Origin of the sequence: Microbacterium sp. MMO-35 (assembly GCF_037147555.1) — a bacterium.
GTDB lineage: Bacteria > Actinomycetota > Actinomycetes > Actinomycetales > Microbacteriaceae > Microbacterium.
Genome location: NZ_JBBCVH010000003.1, coordinates 371,568 through 390,668, shown reverse-complemented (window position 1 = coordinate 390,668; position 19,101 = coordinate 371,568). Strand labels below are relative to the sequence as shown.

The following is a 19,101-nucleotide window of genomic DNA, read 5'->3' as shown; positions in this document are numbered from 1 at the left end:
CTTCCCTCCCGCCTCGCGGCGCCGATCGGCGGCTTCGGCGCGGGCGGCTCCGATCGGCGGGGCCGCGCTCAGCCCCAGAGCGTCGTGCGCGGCTCGGCGGAGTCGAGCACGCGCGGCGTGCGCCGTGCCACGGCGAGCAGCGCGAGTCCGCGGGATCCCTCGAGCTCGATGAGCTGCCCCGCCCCGACCTGCTCCCGCCAGTGCCGGGCGAAGGTCTCGGCGTCGGTGCGGCGGCGGGCGATCATCCGGGGCACCGCGAGGAGCGTGGCCCGGCGCAGATCCCGCGCCTGAAGGGAGGCGATCATCGCGACGAGGGAGGCCGAGCGGCCGACGTCGGCCCGATCGGTGCGCAGCAGGAAGCGGGGCGACACCGGCGGGGCGAAGAGCTCCTCGACCGCTTCGGCGACGAGACGCCGACCGGATCCGGCGAGCTCGATCCGCATCCGGTCACCGTCCGCAGCGACCGTGATCGCCGTCTCATCGATGGGAGGGATCCGCCCGGCATCGGCGAGGGTGCGGGCGACGGCGATCGCCGCTCCCCGGAACATGCCCGCGGGATCCGCCCGGCGGCGGCGCGCGGCGGTCAGCGGCCGGATCGCCCCGCTGAGCACGAGCGCGACCCCGGCGCAGCCGAAGGCCACGAGGGCTCCGACCGGATCGATCGGGACGAGACCCGTGACGGCCGCAGACATCACGGCGCCCACGCCGAGAGCAGACAGGGCGGCCCCGGGGACGGCCGTCGCGAGGATGCGCCCGGTGGGGATCAGCGCCACCGCCGACGAGCGCCGCACCGCGAGCACCTCGCGCTCCTCGGATCGGTACGGCTCGCCGATCCGCCACTGCGTGCGCGTCAGCGACCGCGGCCGGAGGTCGGCGCGCACCTGCTCCTGCAGCGCGCCGATCGAGGCGCGGGGATCCTTCCCGAGCACTCCCGCGAGCAGCTCCCGCGCTCCACGGCTCAGCGCGTTGCCCAGGCCGCGCACGATCCGGCCCTCCGCATCGTCGTCGGCCGAAAGCCCGAGCAGGCGCCCCTGCCGGCGGACGAGACGGCGGTGCTCGGTCGCATCGTCGAGCGCGACGTCGGCCGGGATGAGGCAGGTGACCGACCAGTTGTGCGCGACCTTCTCCGTCCACGCGGGATCCAGGCGTAGCGTTCGGCCGCGCAGCTGCGGCGTGCCGGTCGCCGTGGTCACGGTCGTCAGGTCGATGAGCGTGTTCACGGCGGGGCAGTCCCAGCCCTCGCCGAGCAGCCCCCTCGTGCCCACGAGCAGCCGCACGGCGCCCGCCGTGATGAGCGCCGAGACCGCGGCCACGATCCGCCCGGATCCGACTCCCGGAGCATCCAGGTCGCGCCACGGGCCGACGCCATCCTGCACGCGCACGGCGGATCCCACGTCCTCGGCGATCGCCGCGGCGAACGCCTCGGCGGAGCCCGCCGGCACCCGGATGCGGTCCGCCGTGAGCAGCACCGGGGACAGCGCGGCGGTCACCGGGTCGCTCACGACCAGCTCGTAGACGCGCAGCGCCCCGGCCGCGCGCTCGCCGACGAGACCGCGGCTGTTGCCGTGCTCGACGAAGTCGGTCACGATCGCCGCGCGCACCAGGGCGCCGTCGGATCCGCCGAGCTCGAGACCAAGGATGTCGACGGCGGCGCGATCCTTCGCCTCCGAGAACGCCAGGGTCGTCTCGATCGGATCCCTGCCCCGGCGCAGCCCGCGATCGGTGAGCAGCAGGCCGAAGTCCGCCAGAGCCCTCTTCACGAAGAGCCACTGGGGCCGCGCCGCCGGGTCGGGCAGCAGCCGCGTCAGGGCGAAGCGCGCGAGCACGGTCAGCAGATCGTCGGTCGTGCACCGCTCGAACAGCGCGGGCGGCAGGATCGCGCACAGCGGGTGCTCCGGGGCGAGGGCACGCAGCACGACGCCGCAGGAGCGGGTGAGCGGGAGGTCCTCGGAGAGCGCGCGCTCGAGCGCCTCAGCGGAGGGGGACGGCTGATGCGCGGTCTCCCGGTCCGGCGGCGACGGGTCGGCGGCGGACGGATCGGCCGGCTGCAGCCGCTCTTCGAGATACCGGATCCCGTCGGGCGTGGACAGCACCTGGGCGAGGAGCTCCGTGAGCCGGTCGCCGTGCTGCCGGATGAACGCGGCCTCGGCCGGCACCGGTTCGGTGAACCAGACGTGATCGCGATAGGGGGCGAGGTGGCCCTCCTTCACGACCGCGGGCGTCGGCACCTCGAAGTCCACCTCGCCGAGCAGCTGCGTGTAGTTCTCGTACTCCGGCCCGTCCGCGACGTCCGGCAGCGTTCCGGTGAGGCCGATGACGACTCCGCGTCCGCCGCGCCCGCGGATCGCGCCGACGAGGTAGGCGACGACGAGCGCCCAGTGGTCGAGCAGGTGATGGCACTCGTCCAGCACGACGGTGTCCACGTCCGCGTCGACGATGCGATCGAGCAGGGCGACCGCGTTCGGATGCAGCACCTGGGCGATCGTCTCGGGGCGCTCGCGGGCGAGTCGTCGGCGCAGGCGCACGACCCGGCGGGCGAGGCCCGAGCGGTACTGTCGCGGGTTGTCGACGGCGAGGGCGGCGAGCCAGGTCTCCGCCGAGGCCTGGTCGCGGCCCGCGGTGACGAGTTCCTCCGCCCAGCGGGCGCGGGCGAGGGATTCGAACGGCGACCCGTCGCCCGTGACACTGACGGCCTGGTACGTGAGCGCGGTCAGCGCGGCGATGCGCAGCGGATCCGTCGAGACGTCCGTCGGGTCCGGCGCGAGCTCGGCGGCCTGGCGCGCCCACTGCTCGCGGATGGTCGTGCTGGGGGCGAGGACGAGAGTGCGCCCGCCCTCGCGCATCGCGAGGAGGAGCCCGAGCAGGGTCTTGCCGGATCCCGGAGGCGCGACGATGTGCAGCGCATCCTCGGATCCGGGGGCGAGACGCTCGAGCACCTGCCGCTGGTAGGTGCGCAGCACGCCCGTGAAGCGCCAGCCGGCGAACGGCGTGCTCGCCTCGGCCATGCTTCCCTCCCCGCCGGCGCCGGATCGCACCGGCTTCGAGCGTAACCGCCTGCGCCGGCTCAGGACGTCGAGGCCGCGAGCAGGCGCGCACCCAGCAGCGACCGCGGCGCGAGCAGAGCCGCGACGCGATCGCGACGGGAGACATGCAGGCGCAGCTCGCGCCGGATGGCATCGAGGGGTGCCCGGAGGTCTTCCGATCCGGATCCGGATCCGGATCCGGACGGCGCGTAGCTCGCGCGTTCGATCGCGCGCACCAGGACGGCGACGGCGGCGGGATCGACGCCGCGCTCTCGGACGAGGCGCTCGCCGCGGCGGCGCGGGGACTCCGCGGGCGGGGCGGGCAGCCCCAGATCCTGTAGCGTCGCGCGCAGCTCGGCCCACGCCGCGTCCGCGTCGCCCCGGCGCGCCGCGGCACGCCGGCCCGACAGCTGCACGCGGCGGACGAGGGCCGGGATGAGCAGCACCGCGAGCAGTCCCAGGATCGTCCACAGCACCGGAGCCGCGGCGAGGGCGGTCGATGTCGTGCCGCCCGCGCCTCCGGCCTCCGGCACGTCCAGGTTCTTCGGATCCTTCGCGCTGCCGGTCGCGGTGGGGGCGGGGGAGGGAGCCGTCGTCGCGCTGCCGGTCCCGGCACCGCCGGCCGTGGCCGCCGCGGTGAACGCCGTCGGCACGCCGCGGGTGGCGGTGGGCTCGAACGGCACCCAGCCGATGCCGGAGAAGTAGACCTCCGGCCAGGAGTGCAGCTGATCGGTCGACACCTCGAACACGACCCGCCCGTCGTCCGACCGCCGATCGGTCGCCGTGCCGGGCAGATACCCCACCACGATCCGCGCCGGCATGCCCAGCGAGCGCGCCATGAGCGCGAACGCGCCCGCGAAGTGCACGCAGTACCCTTCGCGCACGGTGAGGAACGTGGCCACCGCGTCGACGTTGGTGCCGTCGAACCGCTCGTCGACGGGGGTCTGCAGCGAGTACCGGAATCCGGCTCGGAACCAGGTCTGCAGCGCGATCAGGCGGTCGTAGTCGTTGGTCGCGTCACCGACCACCTGCCGTGCGTCGTCGGCGATGATCGCCGGCATGTCGGCCGGAAGCGCCCGCAGCTCCGCCGGGGCGTCGGATCCCGAAGCCGAGGAGGCGCGGATCTGATCGAGCGTGGGCACGAGCACCGCGGTGTCGGTCGTGTAGTTCTGATCCGCGGCGTCGGCATTCGCGGCGATGACGGTGCGGTTGTCGGGTGCGGCGTTCCAGCCGCCGTCCTCCCCGCGCACCGTGGTGGCCTGATAGGGGACCGGAAGCCAGGATCCGGAGATCCCGGCCGTGCGGATCGTCGTCTTGTTCTCGTGCACGGCGACGCCGTCGGGCGCCGTGACGTCCCCGAAGCCCTGGGAGAGGGGGACGGTGGCGGGCCGGTCCGGCTGCCAGGTCGAGCCGTCGAAGCGGGTGAGGGTCGCGATGCGCAGGTACGGCGGGGTGCCGTCCTGCGTGATCAGGGTGAGCGCGGTGACGGGAGCGGGACGCCGCAGGTCCTGGCCCAGGTTCAGCGTGGCGCTCAGGGTCGCGCGCCCTCCGCCCGTGCTGATGCCCGAGGCCGACACCGGCAGGAGCGGGGCCACGACGAGGGCGGCGACGACGGCGATCGCGCCGATGACGACGGCGGGCAGGCGGCGGGTGCGCGCCACCGCCGCGGACGGAGGAGATGCCGCGGCCGCGTGCGCCCGCGCCGACATGCCCTCGGGCGTCTGCGGCGCGGGAGCGGCGGACCCGGTCGGCGCGAAGCGGACGCGCAGGAACAGCAGGATCACGACGGCGAGCCCGACGAACCACACCGGATCCAGGCCCTGGTGCACCACGATCGCGGGCAGCGCGCCGATCACCGTGACCAGCACCACGGCGACCAGCGGGGATCGCAGCGGGACGAGCAGCAGATCGAGCACGATCGCGACGAGCCCGACCAGGGCCGCGATCGACACGGCGATCGCGACGGTCGAAGCCAGGGGCGCGACGCCGCCGCGGATCTCGGCGATCGCCGCGGAGACGAGTGCGTCCACCGCGCGCCACACCTCCGGCGACGGCAGCAGCCATGCCTTGCCCAGCTGCCGGCCCGTGAACACGGTGAGGACCACCGTCCCCGCGATCAGCTGCACCACCGGGACCGCCGGGATCGCGATCCACGCCTGTGCCCGGCGCGCGAGGAGGCGCGTCGCGGCCCCCGCGACGATCACCGCGGCGGACGTCGTCGCGGCCCCCGCGCTCCAGCTGCCCGGCTGGAGCACGGCGCTGAGCGGCCACACGGCGGCGAACACCCCCAGCGCGACCAGCAGGGCGGCGGCGACCGGACCCGCTTCCGCACGGGACGGGCGCGGCGGGCCGGCGTAGGCGCTGGCGTCAACGGACATGGGCGGTCTCCGGGGGCGGGCCGGCCTCGTCCTCGCGCCCCGCCGGGACGGGCCGGCGGTGCTGCGGGTGTCCGGATCCGGCATCCGTGCTCGCGGATCCGGGATCCGCAGCGCCGGCATCCGCCCAGGCCTCGGCGGGGTCGTCGCCCAGCGCGGCCGTCCGCCAGCCCTGGAGGGAGGCGGCGGGAAGCGCGTCCGCGGCGGAGGAGGTCGCGAGCAGGATCGGGGTGCCGGCGCCGCCGTGCGGCAGCGAACCGGCGTCGGCGGCGTCGATCGACCCCGTGATCATCACGAGCGGGCCGACGGTGTGGCCCTCGCTCGCCGCGGGGAGTCCGTGGTCGCGCTCGCCGGAGCGCGGCGTGATCCCGGCGAGGCTCACGAGCAGCCCGTCGCGCTCGTCCTCCGCTCCGCGCAGCCGGCCGATCAGCACGCCGGTCGCATCGACGACGTCGACCGCGAATCCCTGATCCACGAGGTGCACCGCGATCGAGGCGCAGGCGGTCACCGCCCGGTCGAAGGCATCGGGATCCGCGCCCGCCCAGCGCGTTCCGGCGCGGTCGAGGACGACGAGCGCATCCGGGCTGGACTCCTGCTCCTCCTGGCGCACCATGAGATCGCCGCGGTGCGCGGTGGCGCGCCAGTGGATGCGCCGCATCGAGTCGCCGGGCACGTACCGGCGCGGCGAGAGGTTGTCGGCGCCCTGCCCGAGGCGGTGTGACGAGGTCTGGGCGGTGCCGCCGGCGCGCCCGGTGCGGTCGGCGAGCCGCGGGAGGGGCAGCACGGCGGGGACGATCGTGATCGGGGTGACGTCGCCCAGTTCGTCGGTGCGGGTGAACATCCCGAACGGGTCGGCGGTGCTCAGGCGCAGCGGTCCGAGCGAGGCGAGTCCGCGCCGCGCTCCCGAGATCGGATAGGTCATCGACATTGTCGTGCCGCCGGGGATCGGCTCCGCGTCCGCGGCGGGGAACGGCCCGGCCGCCTGGCCGTGCACGGCGGCGGGGAGGGCATCGCTCCAGCGCCCGGCGGGCGGGCGCAGCAGGGTGCGCAGCTCGACCCGCATCCGCACCGTGGTGTCGTCGCCGACCGTGAGCAGGTCGGCCGCCACGGCGCGGTTCACCCGCACGCGCCGCCGGGGCGCGAACACGAACAGCGCGGCGAGCACGAGCAGGCCGAACAGCAGCGCCGCGACGTACAGCAGCACGGGCGCGGCGAGCACGTTCGCGCCGATCACGAGCAGGATCCCGACCAGGAGCGCGCTCGCTCCCCGCCCGGTCATCCGCCGCCCGGACGGATCCGCCGGACGCCGCTCCCGCCTCGGCCGGGTCATCGCGTCACCGGGGCAGGCCGACCGGAACCGGGATCCGCCGCACGATCGCCTCCAGCGCCGACTCGATGGGCCGGGCGCCGGCCCGGTGCAGTCCGCGGGCCGCGATGAGCCGATGCGCGAAGACGTCCGGCAGCAGCGCCGTGAGGTCGTCCGGGATGACGTAGTCCCGCCCGTCCAGGGCCGCCTGCACCTTCGCGGCGCGCACGAGCTGCAGCGTGGCGCGCGGGCTCGCCCCCAGGTGCAGGTTGGGGTCGGTGCGGGTGGCCTGCGACAGCGCGACGGCGTACTCCTCGAGCGCCGGGGCGACGTGCACGGCCCGCGCCCACGTGATGAGCCCCCGCACATCGGACGCGGCGAGCACCGGCCGGATCGCGTCGAGCGGGTTGGCCGTGTCGCGCTGGCGCAGCATCAGGGTCTCGGCGGCCGCATCGGGATAGCCCATCGAGATGCGCATCATGAAGCGGTCGCGCTGCGCCTCCGGCAGGGCATAGGTGCCCTCCATCTCCAGGGGGTTCTGCGTGGCGACGACGAGGAAGGGATCCGGCAGCGGGCGCGAGTGCCCGTCGACCGTCACCTGGTGCTCCTCCATCGCCTCCAGCAGGGCCGACTGCGTCTTGGGGGAGGAGCGGTTGATCTCATCCGCGATCACGATGTGCGCGAACACCGCGCCGGGCTTGAACTCGAACTCCTGGGCGACGGGGTTGTAGACGCTGACCCCGGTGACGTCGCCGGGCAGCAGGTCGGGGGTGAACTGGATCCGGCGCACGGTCGCATCGATGCTCGCGGCGAGGGCGCGGGCGAGCATCGTCTTGCCGACCCCCGGCACGTCCTCCACGAGCAGATGGCCTTCGGCGAGCAGGCACACCAGAGCGCTGCGGACGGCGTCGTCCTTGCCGTCGATCACCGCCGTGATGGAGTCGAGGATCGCGGCGGTCTGCCGGGCGAACCCGGCCGCGTCGATCCCGTCGGCGGATCCGGTGCGCGTCTGCGGGGCCGTGCTCGTGGCGACGTCGGCGGCGTTCGTGGCGTGCATGCGTCCCTCTCACCGGGCGCCGCGGTGCGCCCGCGTCTCGATCGTAACCCGCGCCCGGGACGGGCGGGCCGGGGATCCGATCCGCCGCCCGGTCCGACCCGCCCGCGACCTCGGGTAGACTGGTCGACGGCTCTCCGCGTGGCGGCACCCAGGCCAACTCCCCCAGGGCGGAAACGCAGCAAGGGTAACCGGGCTCTGTCGGGTGCGCGGAGGGTCTTTTCTTTTGCCCGGAACCCGTGCGCCGCCTTTGCCCGCAGCCGGTCGCACCGTCTGCGGCACGCGGGTTCCGCCGCACGCGAGTCCGACGCGCTAGGGTCCGAGCATGGGACACGACGAGCACCGGCCCACCGTCTACTCCGCGGTGCCGAAGAACCTCACCGCCCCGTACGTCATCCCGCCGCTCGAGCACGATCAGAGGGGGCGTCCGCGGACGGTCGGGGCCCCTGAGCCGGCCCCGGCGCGCTCCCGCTCGTGGGCGCCGCTCCTCTTCATCGCGATCGCGGCGCTCATCGCCGTCCCCGCCGCGATCGCGCTCCTCTCGGGACTCGCGGATCAGCCCGCCTCCGACGACGCGGCGCCGCCCGCGGTCGGCGCCGCGGTCGAGACCTCCGCCGCCGTGCCGCCCACGGCGGCGCCGGCTCCGGCCGCGCCGGCCGTCGATCCGGCGTTCCCGGCGCTGGATCCGGCTCAGCTGAAGGCCCTCCTGCAGGACGCCGCCGCGCACGCTGGCGAGCGGCACACCGCGTACGTCGAGATCCAGGTCGGCACGGAGAGCATCCCGCAGAGCCTGCGGGACACGACGGGCCTCGTCGGCTTCGCGGGAGCGGAGCAGCCCGCGCGAACGCTGCAGGACGCGGGGAATCCGGTCGCGCTCACGGCGGATCCGGGGATCCTCGACGCCGCTGTGCGCGGAGATGTGCTGCGGATCCGGTTCGCCGTCGTCGACGCCGCCGATCGCACCACGATCTACAACGGCTCCGGCATCGCCGAGCTGCACGTCGTGGGCGCCGAGAAGGTCGCCTCGTTCTCCTGAGCGCGCCCCCGCCGCCGGGCCCGCGCGGCTCGCGATCGACCGGGCGCGGAGCGGGGTCGGACGGCTCGGAAACGGTCGCGAATCGGGCCTTCCCGCACCTTCCGGAGGGCACCGTCGCCCACTACTCTGGACAGGGTGGCACCCAGACGTGCCGATCCGACCGATCCCGCTCTCAGCCACCCGGAGGCCTCGCCGTGCCCGACACCCCCGCAGCGCTTCCCGATCTGCACCGCGCCGCCGCCGTGCTCTTCGATCTTGACGGTGTGCTGACCCCGACCGCCGAGGTGCACATGCGCGCCTGGAAGGCCGTGTTCGACGAGGTCTTCACCCTCTGGGGAATCCAGCCCGCGTACACCGACGACGACTACTTCGCCTACGTCGACGGCAAGAAGCGCTACGACGGCGTCGCGAGCCTGCTGCGCAGCCGCAATGTCGAGATCGCGTGGGGATCCGTGGACGACGACCCCGAGGCCGACACGATCTGCGGCATCGGCAACCGCAAGAACGTCGCCTTCTCCGAGGCGCTGCGCCGCGACGGCATCGCGCCCTATCCCGGATCCCTTGCCCTGCTCGAGGAGCTGCGCGAGGCCGGTGTCCCGCTCGCCGTCGTGTCCAGCTCGAAGAACGCCGAAGAGGTGCTGACCTCGGCGGGCATCCGCGACTTCTTCACGGTCGTCGTCGACGGCGTCGTGGCAGAGCGCGAGCACCTCGCCTCCAAGCCCGCTCCCGACGTGTTCCGGGTGGGCGCCGAGCGCATCGGCGTCGATCCCGCGTCCGCGGTCGCCGTCGAGGACGCCACCAGCGGCGTCGCGTCCGCGGCCGCGGCGGGCTACGGCACGGTGGTCGGCGTCGACCGCGGCGCCGGATCCGACTCCCTCCTCGCCCATGGCGCCACGGTCGTCGTCGACGACCTCTCCCGCTTCCTGTCCTGACCCGCCATCCCTTTCACGGAGAGCACTGCATGATCGACCGCGACCTCTTCCCCGTCGACCCCTGGCGTCTCGTCGAGACGCAGTACCCGCATGCGAACCCCGGCGTCTCGGAGACGCTGCTCGGTCTCGGCAACGGCTACCTGGGCCTGCGCGGCAACCACATCGAGGGGCGCAGCGCGCTCGAGCACGGCACGTTCATCAACGGGCTGCACGAGACCTGGAAGATCCGTCACGCGGAACAGGCCTTCGGCTTCGCCGAGGTCGGCCAGACCATCGTGAACGCCCCCGATGCGAAGGTCATGCGGGTGTACGTCGACGACGAGCCGCTGAGCTTCGACGAGGCCGACGTGCGCGAGTACCGGCGCGAGCTCGACTTCCGCACCGGCATCCTGCAGCGCGAAGTGCTCTGGGAGACGCCGTCCGGCAAGCGCGTGCGGATCCGCGATGAGCGCATCGTGTCGTTCGTCGAGCGTCACCTCGCCGTGCTCCGCCTCGAGGTCACCGTCGAGAACGCCGACGCCCCGGTGACGATCTCCTGCCAGCTGCTGAACCGGCAGGACGGCGAGGACGTCTACGGCGGCGTCCCGTCGATGGCCGCCGGCTCGCCGGGGGAGAAGGCGGGCTTCGACCCGCGCAAGGCGGAGCGGTTCGGCGACCGGGTGCTGCAGCCCGCCGAGTTCTGGCAGGACGGGGAGCGCTCCGCGCTCGCCTACCGGGTCGCGAACTCGGGCATGACGCTCGCCGTCGTCGCCGACCACGTGGTCGAGACCGAGAACGACTACACCGCCCGGCAGCTGGTCGAGCCGGACATCGCCAAGAACGTTTTCCGGGTGCAGGCGAAGGCGGGCGTCCCCACGCGGGTGACGAAGCTCGTCAGCTACCACACGTCGCGCGGCGTGCCCGCGCGCGAGCTCATCGACCGCTGCCGGCGCACGCTCGACCGCGCCGCCGTCGAGGGGGTCGAGGCGCAGTTCGCCAAGCAGGCGGAGTGGCTGACCGCGTTCTGGGAGCGCAGCGACGTGCGCATCGCCGGGCACGACGACCTGCAGCAGGCGACCCGCTGGTGCCTGTTCCAGATCGCGCAGGCGTCCGCGCGCGCGGACGGCGCCGGCGTCTCGGCGAAGGGCGTGTCGGGATCCGGCTACGGCGGGCACTACTTCTGGGACACCGAGGTGTACGTGCTGCCGTTCCTCACCTACACGTCGCCGCAGTTCGCGCGCAACGCGCTGCGCTGCCGGGTCCACATGCTGCCCGCCGCGCGCCGCCGCGCCGGCCAGCTGAACGAGGGCGGGGCGCTGTTCCCGTGGCGCACCATCAACGGCGAGGAGGCCAGCGCGTACTACGCCGCGGGCACCGCGCAGTACCACATCAACGCCGACGTCAGCTATGCGCTCGGCAAGTACGTGCGCGCCACCGGCGACGACGACTTCCTGTACCGCCAGGGCGTGGACATCGCCGTGGAGACCGCGCGGATGTGGGCGACGCTCGGGTTCTGGCGCTCGGCCGAGGGGCTTGACACGTTCCACATCCACGGCGTGACCGGGCCGGACGAGTACACCACCGTCGTCAACGACAACCTGTTCACGAACGTGATGGCGCGCTACAACCTGCGCTTCGCCGCGCGGGTGGTGCGGGAGATGGCCGCCGACGCGCCCGAGGCGTACGACGCCGCCGTGGAGCGGCTCGGCATCGACCCCTCCGAGGTCGAGCAGTGGGAGCGCGCCGCCGACGCGATGCACATCCCGTTCAGCCCGGCCCTGGGGATCCACCCGCAGGACTCGCTCTTCCTCGAGCGGGAGGTGTGGGATCTGCCGCACACCCCGGCCGAGCAGCGCCCGCTGCTGCTGCACTTCCACCCGCTGGTGATCTACCGGTTCCAGGTGCTGAAGCAGGCCGACGTCGTGCTCGCGCTGTTCCTGCAGGGCAATCACTTCACCGAGGCCGAGAAGCTCGCCGACTTCGAGTACTACGACCCGCTGACCACGGGTGACTCGACGCTGTCGGCCGTGGTGCAGTCGATCCTCGCCGCAGAGGTCGGCTACCAGGATCTCGCGCACGAGTACTTCGAGCACGCGATCTACGTCGACCTGGGCGACCTGCACCGCAACGCCTCCGACGGGGTGCACGTGGCCTCGGCCGGCGGCGTCTGGACGGCGCTCGTGTCCGGCTTCGGCGGCATGCGCGACCACGACGGCGAGCTCAGCTTCGACCCGCGGCTGCCGACGGACTGGCCCGAGCTGTCGTACCCGCTGCAGTGGCGCGGGTCCCAGCTGCAGATCACGCTGACCGCGGACCGGCTGCTCGTCGAGGTGCGCACCGGCGATCCGGTCTCGTTCTCGGTGCGCGGGGCGATGTTCACGGCCTCGACCGAGGCGCCGGCGGCGGTGCCCCTGGCGAATCAGGGGCCTGTGCTCCGCGGGCGGCCCGAGTTCGGTCGTCAGGCGCTCCGCGAGGACGGCACGATCCTCTCGCCGACGGTGCCGACGACGTCGGCCATCCCGATCGTCGGGTACGTCAGAGAGTCGGGGGAGTAGCGCCCGGCGCAGGACCGGCGGGACCGGCGGGGGCTCGCACCCCGCTCGGAAATGTGCGCCTCGCTCGGATGTGCGCTTCGCTCGGATGTGCGCTTCGCTCGGAGATGTGCGCTTCGCTCGGAGACGTGCGCCTCGCGCGGAGATGTGCGCTTCGCTCGGACGGAATCCAGGATCCGGTCCGCGCGAAGCGCACATCTCCGAAGCTGGGGCACGGGCGGGGCGGATCCGAACGAGCGCCGGGGACCGACCCGGTCCGAATGTCGCAGGCACGCTCTAGGCTTGTCGGGTGAGCACAGCCCTGTACCGCCGCTACCGGCCCGAGAACTTCGGGGAGATGATCGGGCAGTCGCAGGTGACCGATCCGCTCATGACGGCGCTGCGCGGCGACCGCGTGGGGCACGCCTACCTGTTCTCCGGCCCGCGCGGCTGCGGCAAGACCACGTCGGCGCGAATCCTGGCGCGCTGCCTGAACTGCGCCGAGGGGCCGACCGACGTGCCCTGCGGCGTGTGCCCGAGCTGCGTCGAGCTCTCCCGCGACGGGGGCGGCTCCCTCGACGTCGTCGAGATCGATGCGGCCAGCCACAACGGCGTCGACGACGCGCGCGACCTCCGCGAGCGGGCGACATTCGCGCCCAGCCGCGACCGCTTCAAGATCTTCATCCTCGACGAGGCGCACATGGTGACGCCGCAGGGCTTCAACGCGCTGCTCAAGCTCGTCGAGGAGCCGCCGCCGCACATCAAGTTCATCTTCGCGACCACCGAGCCCGAGAAGGTGCTCGGCACGATCCGCTCCCGCACGCACCACTACCCGTTCCGGCTGGTGGCGCCGGCGGCGATGCTCGAGTACGTCGAGAAGCTCTGCGCCGAGGAGGGCGTGACCGTCGCCCAGGGCGTGCTGCCCCTCGTCGTGCGCGCCGGCGGCGGATCCCCCCGCGACACGCTCTCGCTGCTCGACCAGCTCATCGCCGGCTCCGAGAACGGCGAGGTGGCGTACGAGCGCGCGGTCGCATTGCTCGGCTACACGCACTCGGCGCTGCTCGACGAGATCGTCGACGCGCTCGCAGCGGGCGACGCGGCGGCGGCGTTCCCTGCGGTCGACCGCGTCGTGCAGACCGGACAGGATCCGCGTCGCTTCGTGGACGACCTGCTCGAGCGGCTGCGCGACCTCATCGTGATCGCCGCCGTCGGCGACGCCGCCTCGGCGGTGCTGCGTGGCGTGCCCGAGGACGAGCTCGTCCGCATGAGGGCGCAGGCCGCGACCTTCGGCGGTCCCCGGCTGTCCCGTGCGGCCGACCTGGTGAGCTCGGCGCTGGACGACATGACGGGGGCGACCTCACCGCGACTGCACCTGGAGCTGCTGGTCGCCCGGGTGCTCACCGCGCTCTCCGGCGGCGCGGAGGGCGCGCCGGCGTCGTCCGTGACCGCCCCGGCGTCCGCGACCGCCCCGGCCGCTGCTCCCACGCCCGCCGTCGCCGAGCGGCGTGCAGAGGCGACCGCACCCGCCCCGACGACCGCGCCTTCGCCGAGGGTCGAGCCGCGCGCCGAGGCGACCGCGCCGTCCGGAGGTCGGCCCGCCGCGGCGACCGCGCCGTCCGGGGCCGCCGAGGCGACTGCGCCGTCCGGGGCCGCCGACCGAGGACGCGAAGCGCCCGAGCCGAACGGCGTCGCCCGCGACGGAGACGGCGCGACCGCGCGTCCGGACGCCCCGCAGGCTCCGGCCGCTCCCGAGCCGGCCCCGGCGGCCGGGCCGATCGACCTCGACCGGGTCCGCGCCGTCTGGCCCGCCGTGCTCACCCGCCTGGAGAAGATCAGCCGCGGATCCTGGCTGGTCGTCACGGCCGTCCAGCCGCTCGCCTACGACGCGGCCTCGGAGGTGCTCACCCTCGGCTTCCCCGGCCCGAACGACGTCGCGCGATTCAAGGGCACGTCGCCCGGCAACGGCCCCTCCGACCATCTGCGCACCGCGATCGAGGCCGAGCTCTCGGTCACGGTGAAGTACCTTCCGGCCCCGCTGCCCAGCGCGGATCCGGCGGGCGTCGAACGGAACTTAGCCGAGAGCGGGAAGGCCCCGCGCCCCTCCGACCAGAACCCCGCCGAGCGCGGATCCGCCCCTTCGGCCCCGTCCGCTCCGCGTGCGTCCGCCCCGGCTCCGGCGCCGGCCGCTCCGCGCGCGTCGGGTCCGGCCGCCTCGGCAGCCCCGGTCACCGAGTGGGCCGTCGCGGCGATCCCGCAGGGCGATCCCGTGGCCGAGACCGAGAGCGCGCCCTCGGCAGCGGCGCCGTCCGCCCCGTCCGCTCCCGCAGCGCGGGTGGGCCAGTTCCCCGTGGACGAGGAGCCGGCCGACGTCGAGGCGATGCCGGCATCCGGCTGGTACGAGCCAGGGCACGACGGCGACGTCCTCGATGACGAGCCGCCGTTCCCCGATGACGCGGACGCACCGGGGCCCGAGGAGGATCCGGATGCGCATCGCATCCCGGCGCCCGCGATGGCCGCGGCCCCGCGGACGACGGGTCCCGCTCCGGCGGCCCCTGCGCCCCGGCCGGATCCGGCACCGCGCGCGGCGGCGGCCCCCGCGGTCGTCGACCGGGCTCCGCGCTCCGGGGTGCCGGGGGTGCAGCGGTACGGCGAGGCCGTGGTGCGGCAGGTGCTCGGTGCGACCTTCCTGCGCGAGGAGCCCTACGAGCCGCAGACCAGATTCCAGTGACGACCGATAAAGGACCATCGAGATGTACGACGGCATCGTCCAGGAGCTGATCGACGAGTTCGGCCGCCTGCCGGGCATCGGCCCGAAGTCGGCCCAGCGCATCGCCTTCCACATCCTGCAGACGCCCTCCTTCGACGTGAAGCGGCTCGCCGAGCTGCTCACCGAGGTGCGCGAGCGGGTGCGCTTCTGCGAGATCTGCGGCAACGTCGCGGAGCAGGAGCGCTGCGCGATCTGCCGCGACCCGCGTCGCAACACCGCGCTCATCTGCGTCGTGGAGGACGCGAAGGACGTCGCGGCGATCGAGCGCACCCGTGAGTTCCGCGGGCTCTACCACGTGCTCGGCGGCGCGATCAGCCCGATCGCCGGCGTCGGCCCCGACGACCTGCGCATCGCGCAGCTGATGACCCGCCTCGCCGACGGAACGGTGCAGGAGGTCATCCTCGCCACCAACCCGAACCTCGAGGGCGAGGCGACGGCGAGCTACCTCAGCCGGCTGCTCGTGAGCATGCAGATCACGGTCTCGCGCCTCGCCTCCGGCCTCCCCGTGGGCGGCGACCTGGAGTACGCGGACGAGGTGACGCTGGGCCGCGCCTTCGAAGGCCGGCGCGTCCTGTGAGCGCCACCGGCTTCAGCCGTCGCGGCTGGCTGCTCTTCGGAGCCATGTGCCTCCTCTGGGGCGTGCCGTACCTGCTCATCAGCGTGGTGGTCGAGTCGTTCTCGCCGCCGGCGATGGTGGCCGGCCGCACCCTGATCGCGGCTCTGCTCCTGCTCCCGTTCGCGATCCGCAGCGGCGCGCTCCGGGCCGCGTGGAAGCTCTGGCCCTGGGTGCTCGCGTTCGGGCTCGTCGAGATGGCGGGACCGTTCCTCCTGCTCGGCCACGCGGAGCAGTCGCTGCCGTCGGGGCTGACCGGTCTGCTCGTGGCCACGGTCCCGCTCTTCGCCGCGCTCATCGCCCTCGGCGGCGGCGACCGCGCCGTGCTGCGCCCCGCACGGCTGATCGGGCTGCTCGTCGGGTTCGTCGGCGTCGGCGTCGTGGTCGCCGGCCCGGGTCTGACGGGCGGCAAGGTCGACCTCCTCGCCGCGGGGGAGGTGCTGCTCGTCGCGGTGCTCTACGCGACCGCGCCGTTCATCGTGGCCCGCAAGCTCGGCGACGTGCCCTCGATCGGCACGATCACCCTCGCGCTGCTGTTCATCGGGATCCTCTACCTGCCGGTCGCGGTGCTCACCCAGCATCAGGTCCCGACCGTGCCGTCGATCGCGGCGCTGATCGCCCTCGGCGTGATCTGCACCGCGATCGCGTTCCTCGCGTTCTTCGCGCTCATCAAGGAGGTGGGCCCGGTGCGCGCGCCGCTGTTCACCTACGTCAACCCGGTGATCGCGATCATCCTCGGCGCGATCGTGCTCGCCGAGCCGCTGACCGCCGGCCTGCTCGTCGGATTCCCGCTCGTGATCATCGGATGCTGGTTCGCCGGCACCGGCGGACGCCTGCGTCCGAAGGCGGCGGTCGACCGGGCCGCGGTGGAGCTGACGGCCGAGCCGGTGCCCCCGGTCGCGGCGGACACGCGCGGCCCGGAGTCCCCGTCCGAGGTCAGGAGGACCGGCGGATCCCCTTCCACAGGGTGATCAGCAGCAGCACGAAGCCGGCGCCGATGAGGATGTGCCCGGCGCCGGCGATCCCGGAGATCGCCTTCGACGCCTCCGCCTTCTGGACGTCGAGGATGCCGTGCCAGGTCATCATCGCGCCGGTCAGCAGCACCCCGGCGTTGTAGATCCAGAAGAACCAGCGGAACAGGCGGCTCGCCGAGAGCGTGAACAGCTTCTCCAGGGCGAGCACGATGAGGGTGACGAGGGCGCCGAGGGCGAGCAGATGCGTGTGCACCAGAGCGAGCTGCCCGCTGACGCCGTTCGGGAAGCCCTGCGCCTTGGTGAACTCGCGGTAGAAGAGGCCGGCGGCGAGGCCGAGGGCGATCCAGGTGACGGTCGCGACGAAGAGCTGCGCGAGCGCGCGCCGCGAGGCGCCGGGCGCCGTGGCACAGGCGGTGAGGTCGGAGGAGGAGGTCATGATCCCAGCCTCCCGAGCTTCGGCGGGCGGCGGATCCATCGAAGGATCGATCCTGAGCGGGTGGGATCCGCGTCGTCACGGGGGAGAATCGGATCATGAGCACCGCGCCCGCCTCCGCCCGTCGGCGGATGCTGCGCGGCGCGCGGTTCGCGCTGCACCTCATCACGGTGGTGCTCGTGGTCGTCACGACCGTCCGCGCGGGGGTCGAGGGCGCGCTGCTGCCCGTGCTGCTGGCCGCCGCGGTGTACCTCGCCTGGTACGGCGCCGGTGCGGGGCTCGCGCACAAGCACGCGGCCGGGTGGTGGATGCTCGGCCTGGTCGCGATCTGGAGCGGGATGCTCGTGCTCTCGCCGGAGTTCGTGTGGCTCGCGTTCCCCCTGCTGCTGCTCGCCGGTCATGTGCTCCGCCTGCCCTGGTCCGCGGTCTTCGTGGCCGTCGTGCTGGTCGCGTCGATCGTCGCGCCCTGGCTGCACCCCGGCGGCGTGCAGCCCGGCACGGCGCTCGCCCACCTCATCGGCCCGCTCGTCGGCGGCGGGTTCGCGTTCGCCGTCTCGCTCGGCTACGACGCCATGCTCCGGGATTCGGCCGAGCGCGAGCGTCTCATCGATTCCCTGCTGCGCGCGCAGCGCGAGGCGGCGCAGCTGCACGACGAGCTCGCGGCCACCCAGCGCGAGGCCGGCGCGACGCGCGAGCGCACCCGGCTGGCCCGTGATCTGCATGACACGATCGCGCAGGAGCTCAGCACCATCGTGATGCTCGCCAGGACGGACGCCGAGACGCCTGCGGGCGAGGCGCGGCCCGACCGCACCGCGCTGATCGAGCAGCTGGCGCAGCATTCGCTCACCGAGCTGCGCCGCATCGTGGCGGCCCTCGCCCCCGCCGACCTGGACGAGTCCGCCCTGGCGGCGGCCCTCGCCCGCATGCTCGACGCCCTGCGCGAGGAGACCGGCGTCACCGGGACGCTCGAGGTGGATCCCGACCTCCCCGCGCTGCCGACGCCGGTCGAGGTCGCCCTGCTGCGCGTGGCCCAGTCGGCGCTCGCGAACGTGCGCCAGCATGCGAAAGCACGGACCGTCCGCGTCGCGCTGACGACGGGCGGCGGATCCGTGCGCCTGCGGCTCGAGGACGACGGCGTCGGGTTCGACCAGGATGTGCGGCCCTCCGACGCGTCCTACGGTCTCGCCGCGATGCGCTCGCGGCTGCGCGAGGGCGGGGGAGAGCTCGCGATCCGCTCCGCACCCGGCGCCGGCACCACGATCGAGGCGACCCTGCCCCTCGGCTCCGGCTCCGGCTCGGGCGCCGGCTCTGGCTCCGGCTCCGGCTCCAGTCCCGGCACCCGCCCCGGCTCCGGCTCGGGCGCCGGAGCCGCCGACGACGGCACCCCGGGTGCGATCGGAGGAGCGGCATGACGGTCCGGCTGATCATCGTCGACGACCACCCCATCGTGCGCGCCGGGATCCGCGCGGTCGTCGAGGCGCGCGGCTTCGACGTCCTCGCCGAGGTCGGCACCGGTGAGGAGGCCGTCGAGGCCGCCCGCCGTCTCCGCCCCGACGTGGTGCTCTGCGACCTGCGGCTCGGCGACGGGATGGACGGCGTCGCCACCACGGCGTCGCTGCGGGCGCTGCCGGATCCGCCGGCGGTGCTCATCCTCACCACGTTCGACCACGACGCGCAGATCGTGCGCGCGGTGGAGGCCGGCGCCGCCGGGTACCTGCTCAAGGAGGTGGGTGTCGACATCATCTCCCGGGCGATCGTCGACGCCGCGGCCGGCGCCAGCGTGCCCACCCCCGGTGGCGACGAGCGCCTCGTGGCCGCGCTGCGCGCGCCCCGGGTCGAGCTCACCGCGCGGGAGCAGGAGGTCCTGGCGCTCGTCGCCGAGGGGCTCAGCAACCGCGAGATCGCGGTGCGCCTGTATGTCGCCGAGGCCACGGTGAAGACGCACATCGTGCACCTGCTCGACAAGCTCTCCGCCGACAGCCGCACCGGGGCCGTCTCGGAGGCCCGCCGGCGCGGCCTGCTCTGAGCCGGATCCCCGGGGCTGTCGCTCGCTCCGGCGGGCCGTCACATACCGGTTC

The 19,101-nt window shown here is 74.1% G+C and carries 13 protein-coding genes and 1 other RNA gene; 9 read left to right on the top strand and 5 right to left on the bottom strand.

The genetic code is table 11. The annotated features are described in order from the left end of the window. Positions 1 to 68: 68 nt before the first annotated feature. From WFJ01_RS08715 to WFJ01_RS08700, 4 genes are read right to left on the bottom strand one after another with little or no spacing between them, the layout of a single operon-like run. Positions 69 to 3,005 (bottom strand): DEAD/DEAH box helicase, encoded by a 2,937-nt coding sequence (locus WFJ01_RS08715; protein WP_336628826.1) that lies wholly within the window; start codon positions 3,003 to 3,005, stop codon positions 69 to 71. 59 nt (positions 3,006 to 3,064) lie between these two features. Continuing rightward, on the bottom strand, positions 3,065 to 5,401 hold the full coding sequence (locus tag WFJ01_RS08710) for a transglutaminase family protein (RefSeq protein ID WP_336628825.1): 2,337 nt from the start codon (positions 5,399 to 5,401) through the stop codon (positions 3,065 to 3,067). Next, positions 5,391 to 6,677 carry a DUF58 domain-containing protein gene (locus tag WFJ01_RS08705; RefSeq protein ID WP_336628824.1) on the bottom strand — a complete coding sequence of 429 codons (1,287 nt, stop codon included), beginning with the start codon at positions 6,675 to 6,677 and terminating at the stop codon, positions 5,391 to 5,393. Before WFJ01_RS08705 ends, WFJ01_RS08710 begins: the two co-directional genes overlap by 11 nt. 55 nt (positions 6,678 to 6,732) lie before the next feature. After that, positions 6,733 to 7,761 (bottom strand): AAA family ATPase, encoded by a 1,029-nt coding sequence (locus tag WFJ01_RS08700; RefSeq protein ID WP_251445994.1) that lies wholly within the window; start codon positions 7,759 to 7,761, stop codon positions 6,733 to 6,735. 125 nt (positions 7,762 to 7,886) lie between these two features. Between WFJ01_RS08700 and ffs the strand changes: the two genes are divergently transcribed. The 7 genes from ffs (at position 7,887) to WFJ01_RS08665 (ending at position 16,587) form a co-directional block, all read left to right on the top strand. Beyond that, an RNA gene (gene ffs / locus WFJ01_RS08695) (signal recognition particle sRNA small type) lies at positions 7,887 to 7,983 on the top strand. A gap of 100 nt (positions 7,984 to 8,083) precedes the next feature. After that, positions 8,084 to 8,794 carry a hypothetical protein gene (locus tag WFJ01_RS08690; protein ID WP_336628823.1) on the top strand — a complete coding sequence of 237 codons (711 nt, stop codon included), beginning with the start codon at positions 8,084 to 8,086 and terminating at the stop codon, positions 8,792 to 8,794. Between the two features lie 194 nt (positions 8,795 to 8,988). Next, the gene (locus tag WFJ01_RS08685; RefSeq protein WP_251446000.1) at positions 8,989 to 9,726 is read left to right on the top strand and encodes a beta-phosphoglucomutase family hydrolase; all 738 of its coding nucleotides are present in this window, start codon (positions 8,989 to 8,991) and stop codon (positions 9,724 to 9,726) included. 29 nt (positions 9,727 to 9,755) lie between these two features. Continuing rightward, on the top strand, positions 9,756 to 12,260 hold the full coding sequence (locus WFJ01_RS08680; protein WP_336628822.1) for a glycoside hydrolase family 65 protein: 2,505 nt from the start codon (positions 9,756 to 9,758) through the stop codon (positions 12,258 to 12,260). A 286-nt stretch (positions 12,261 to 12,546) separates the two neighbouring features. After that, positions 12,547 to 14,964 carry a DNA polymerase III subunit gamma and tau gene (locus tag WFJ01_RS08675; RefSeq protein ID WP_336628821.1) on the top strand — a complete coding sequence of 806 codons (2,418 nt, stop codon included), beginning with the start codon at positions 12,547 to 12,549 and terminating at the stop codon, positions 14,962 to 14,964. Positions 14,965 to 14,986: 22 nt separating this feature from the next. After that, complete coding sequence (gene recR, locus WFJ01_RS08670) at positions 14,987 to 15,580, top strand: recombination mediator RecR (protein ID WP_251446009.1); 594 nt, start codon at positions 14,987 to 14,989, stop codon at positions 15,578 to 15,580. Continuing rightward, entirely contained in the window at positions 15,577 to 16,587 is a 1,011-nt protein-coding gene (locus WFJ01_RS08665) for a DMT family transporter (RefSeq protein ID WP_336628820.1), read from the top strand. The genes recR and WFJ01_RS08665 overlap by 4 nt, the downstream gene beginning before the upstream one ends. On the opposite strand, the gene WFJ01_RS08660 is transcribed toward WFJ01_RS08665, so the two are convergent. Continuing rightward, entirely contained in the window at positions 16,553 to 17,026 is a 474-nt protein-coding gene (locus WFJ01_RS08660; RefSeq protein ID WP_336628819.1) for a DUF2871 domain-containing protein, read from the bottom strand. The genes WFJ01_RS08665 and WFJ01_RS08660 overlap by 35 nt on opposite strands. 95 nt (positions 17,027 to 17,121) lie before the next feature. On the opposite strand from WFJ01_RS08660, the gene WFJ01_RS08655 reads away from it, so the two are divergent. Both WFJ01_RS08655 and WFJ01_RS08650 read left to right on the top strand, forming a co-directional pair. After that, positions 17,122 to 18,435 carry a sensor histidine kinase gene (locus WFJ01_RS08655; RefSeq protein ID WP_336628818.1) on the top strand — a complete coding sequence of 438 codons (1,314 nt, stop codon included), beginning with the start codon at positions 17,122 to 17,124 and terminating at the stop codon, positions 18,433 to 18,435. Then, positions 18,432 to 19,049, top strand: coding sequence for a response regulator (locus WFJ01_RS08650; protein WP_251446020.1), 618 nt, complete (start codon positions 18,432 to 18,434; stop codon positions 19,047 to 19,049). Before WFJ01_RS08655 ends, WFJ01_RS08650 begins: the two co-directional genes overlap by 4 nt. The last annotated feature ends 52 nt before the right edge of the window (positions 19,050 to 19,101 follow it).

What these genes read in the sequence shown, in the direction of transcription:
- WFJ01_RS08715 (WP_336628826.1), bottom strand. Translation starts at nt 3,005, where the DNA reads ATGGCCGAGGCGAGCACGCCGTTCGCCGGCTGGCGCTTCACGGGCGTG.
- WFJ01_RS08680 (WP_336628822.1), top strand. Translation starts at nt 9,756, where the DNA reads ATGATCGACCGCGACCTCTTCCCCGTCGACCCCTGGCGTCTCGTCGAG.
- WFJ01_RS08710 (WP_336628825.1), bottom strand. Translation starts at nt 5,401, where the DNA reads ATGTCCGTTGACGCCAGCGCCTACGCCGGCCCGCCGCGCCCGTCCCGT.
- WFJ01_RS08655 (WP_336628818.1), top strand. Translation starts at nt 17,122, where the DNA reads ATGAGCACCGCGCCCGCCTCCGCCCGTCGGCGGATGCTGCGCGGCGCG.
- WFJ01_RS08690 (WP_336628823.1), top strand. Translation starts at nt 8,084, where the DNA reads ATGGGACACGACGAGCACCGGCCCACCGTCTACTCCGCGGTGCCGAAG.
- recR (WP_251446009.1), top strand. Translation starts at nt 14,987, where the DNA reads ATGTACGACGGCATCGTCCAGGAGCTGATCGACGAGTTCGGCCGCCTG.
- WFJ01_RS08660 (WP_336628819.1), bottom strand. Translation starts at nt 17,026, where the DNA reads ATGACCTCCTCCTCCGACCTCACCGCCTGTGCCACGGCGCCCGGCGCC.
- WFJ01_RS08700 (WP_251445994.1), bottom strand. Translation starts at nt 7,761, where the DNA reads ATGCACGCCACGAACGCCGCCGACGTCGCCACGAGCACGGCCCCGCAG.
- WFJ01_RS08650 (WP_251446020.1), top strand. Translation starts at nt 18,432, where the DNA reads ATGACGGTCCGGCTGATCATCGTCGACGACCACCCCATCGTGCGCGCC.
- WFJ01_RS08705 (WP_336628824.1), bottom strand. Translation starts at nt 6,677, where the DNA reads ATGACCGGGCGGGGAGCGAGCGCGCTCCTGGTCGGGATCCTGCTCGTG.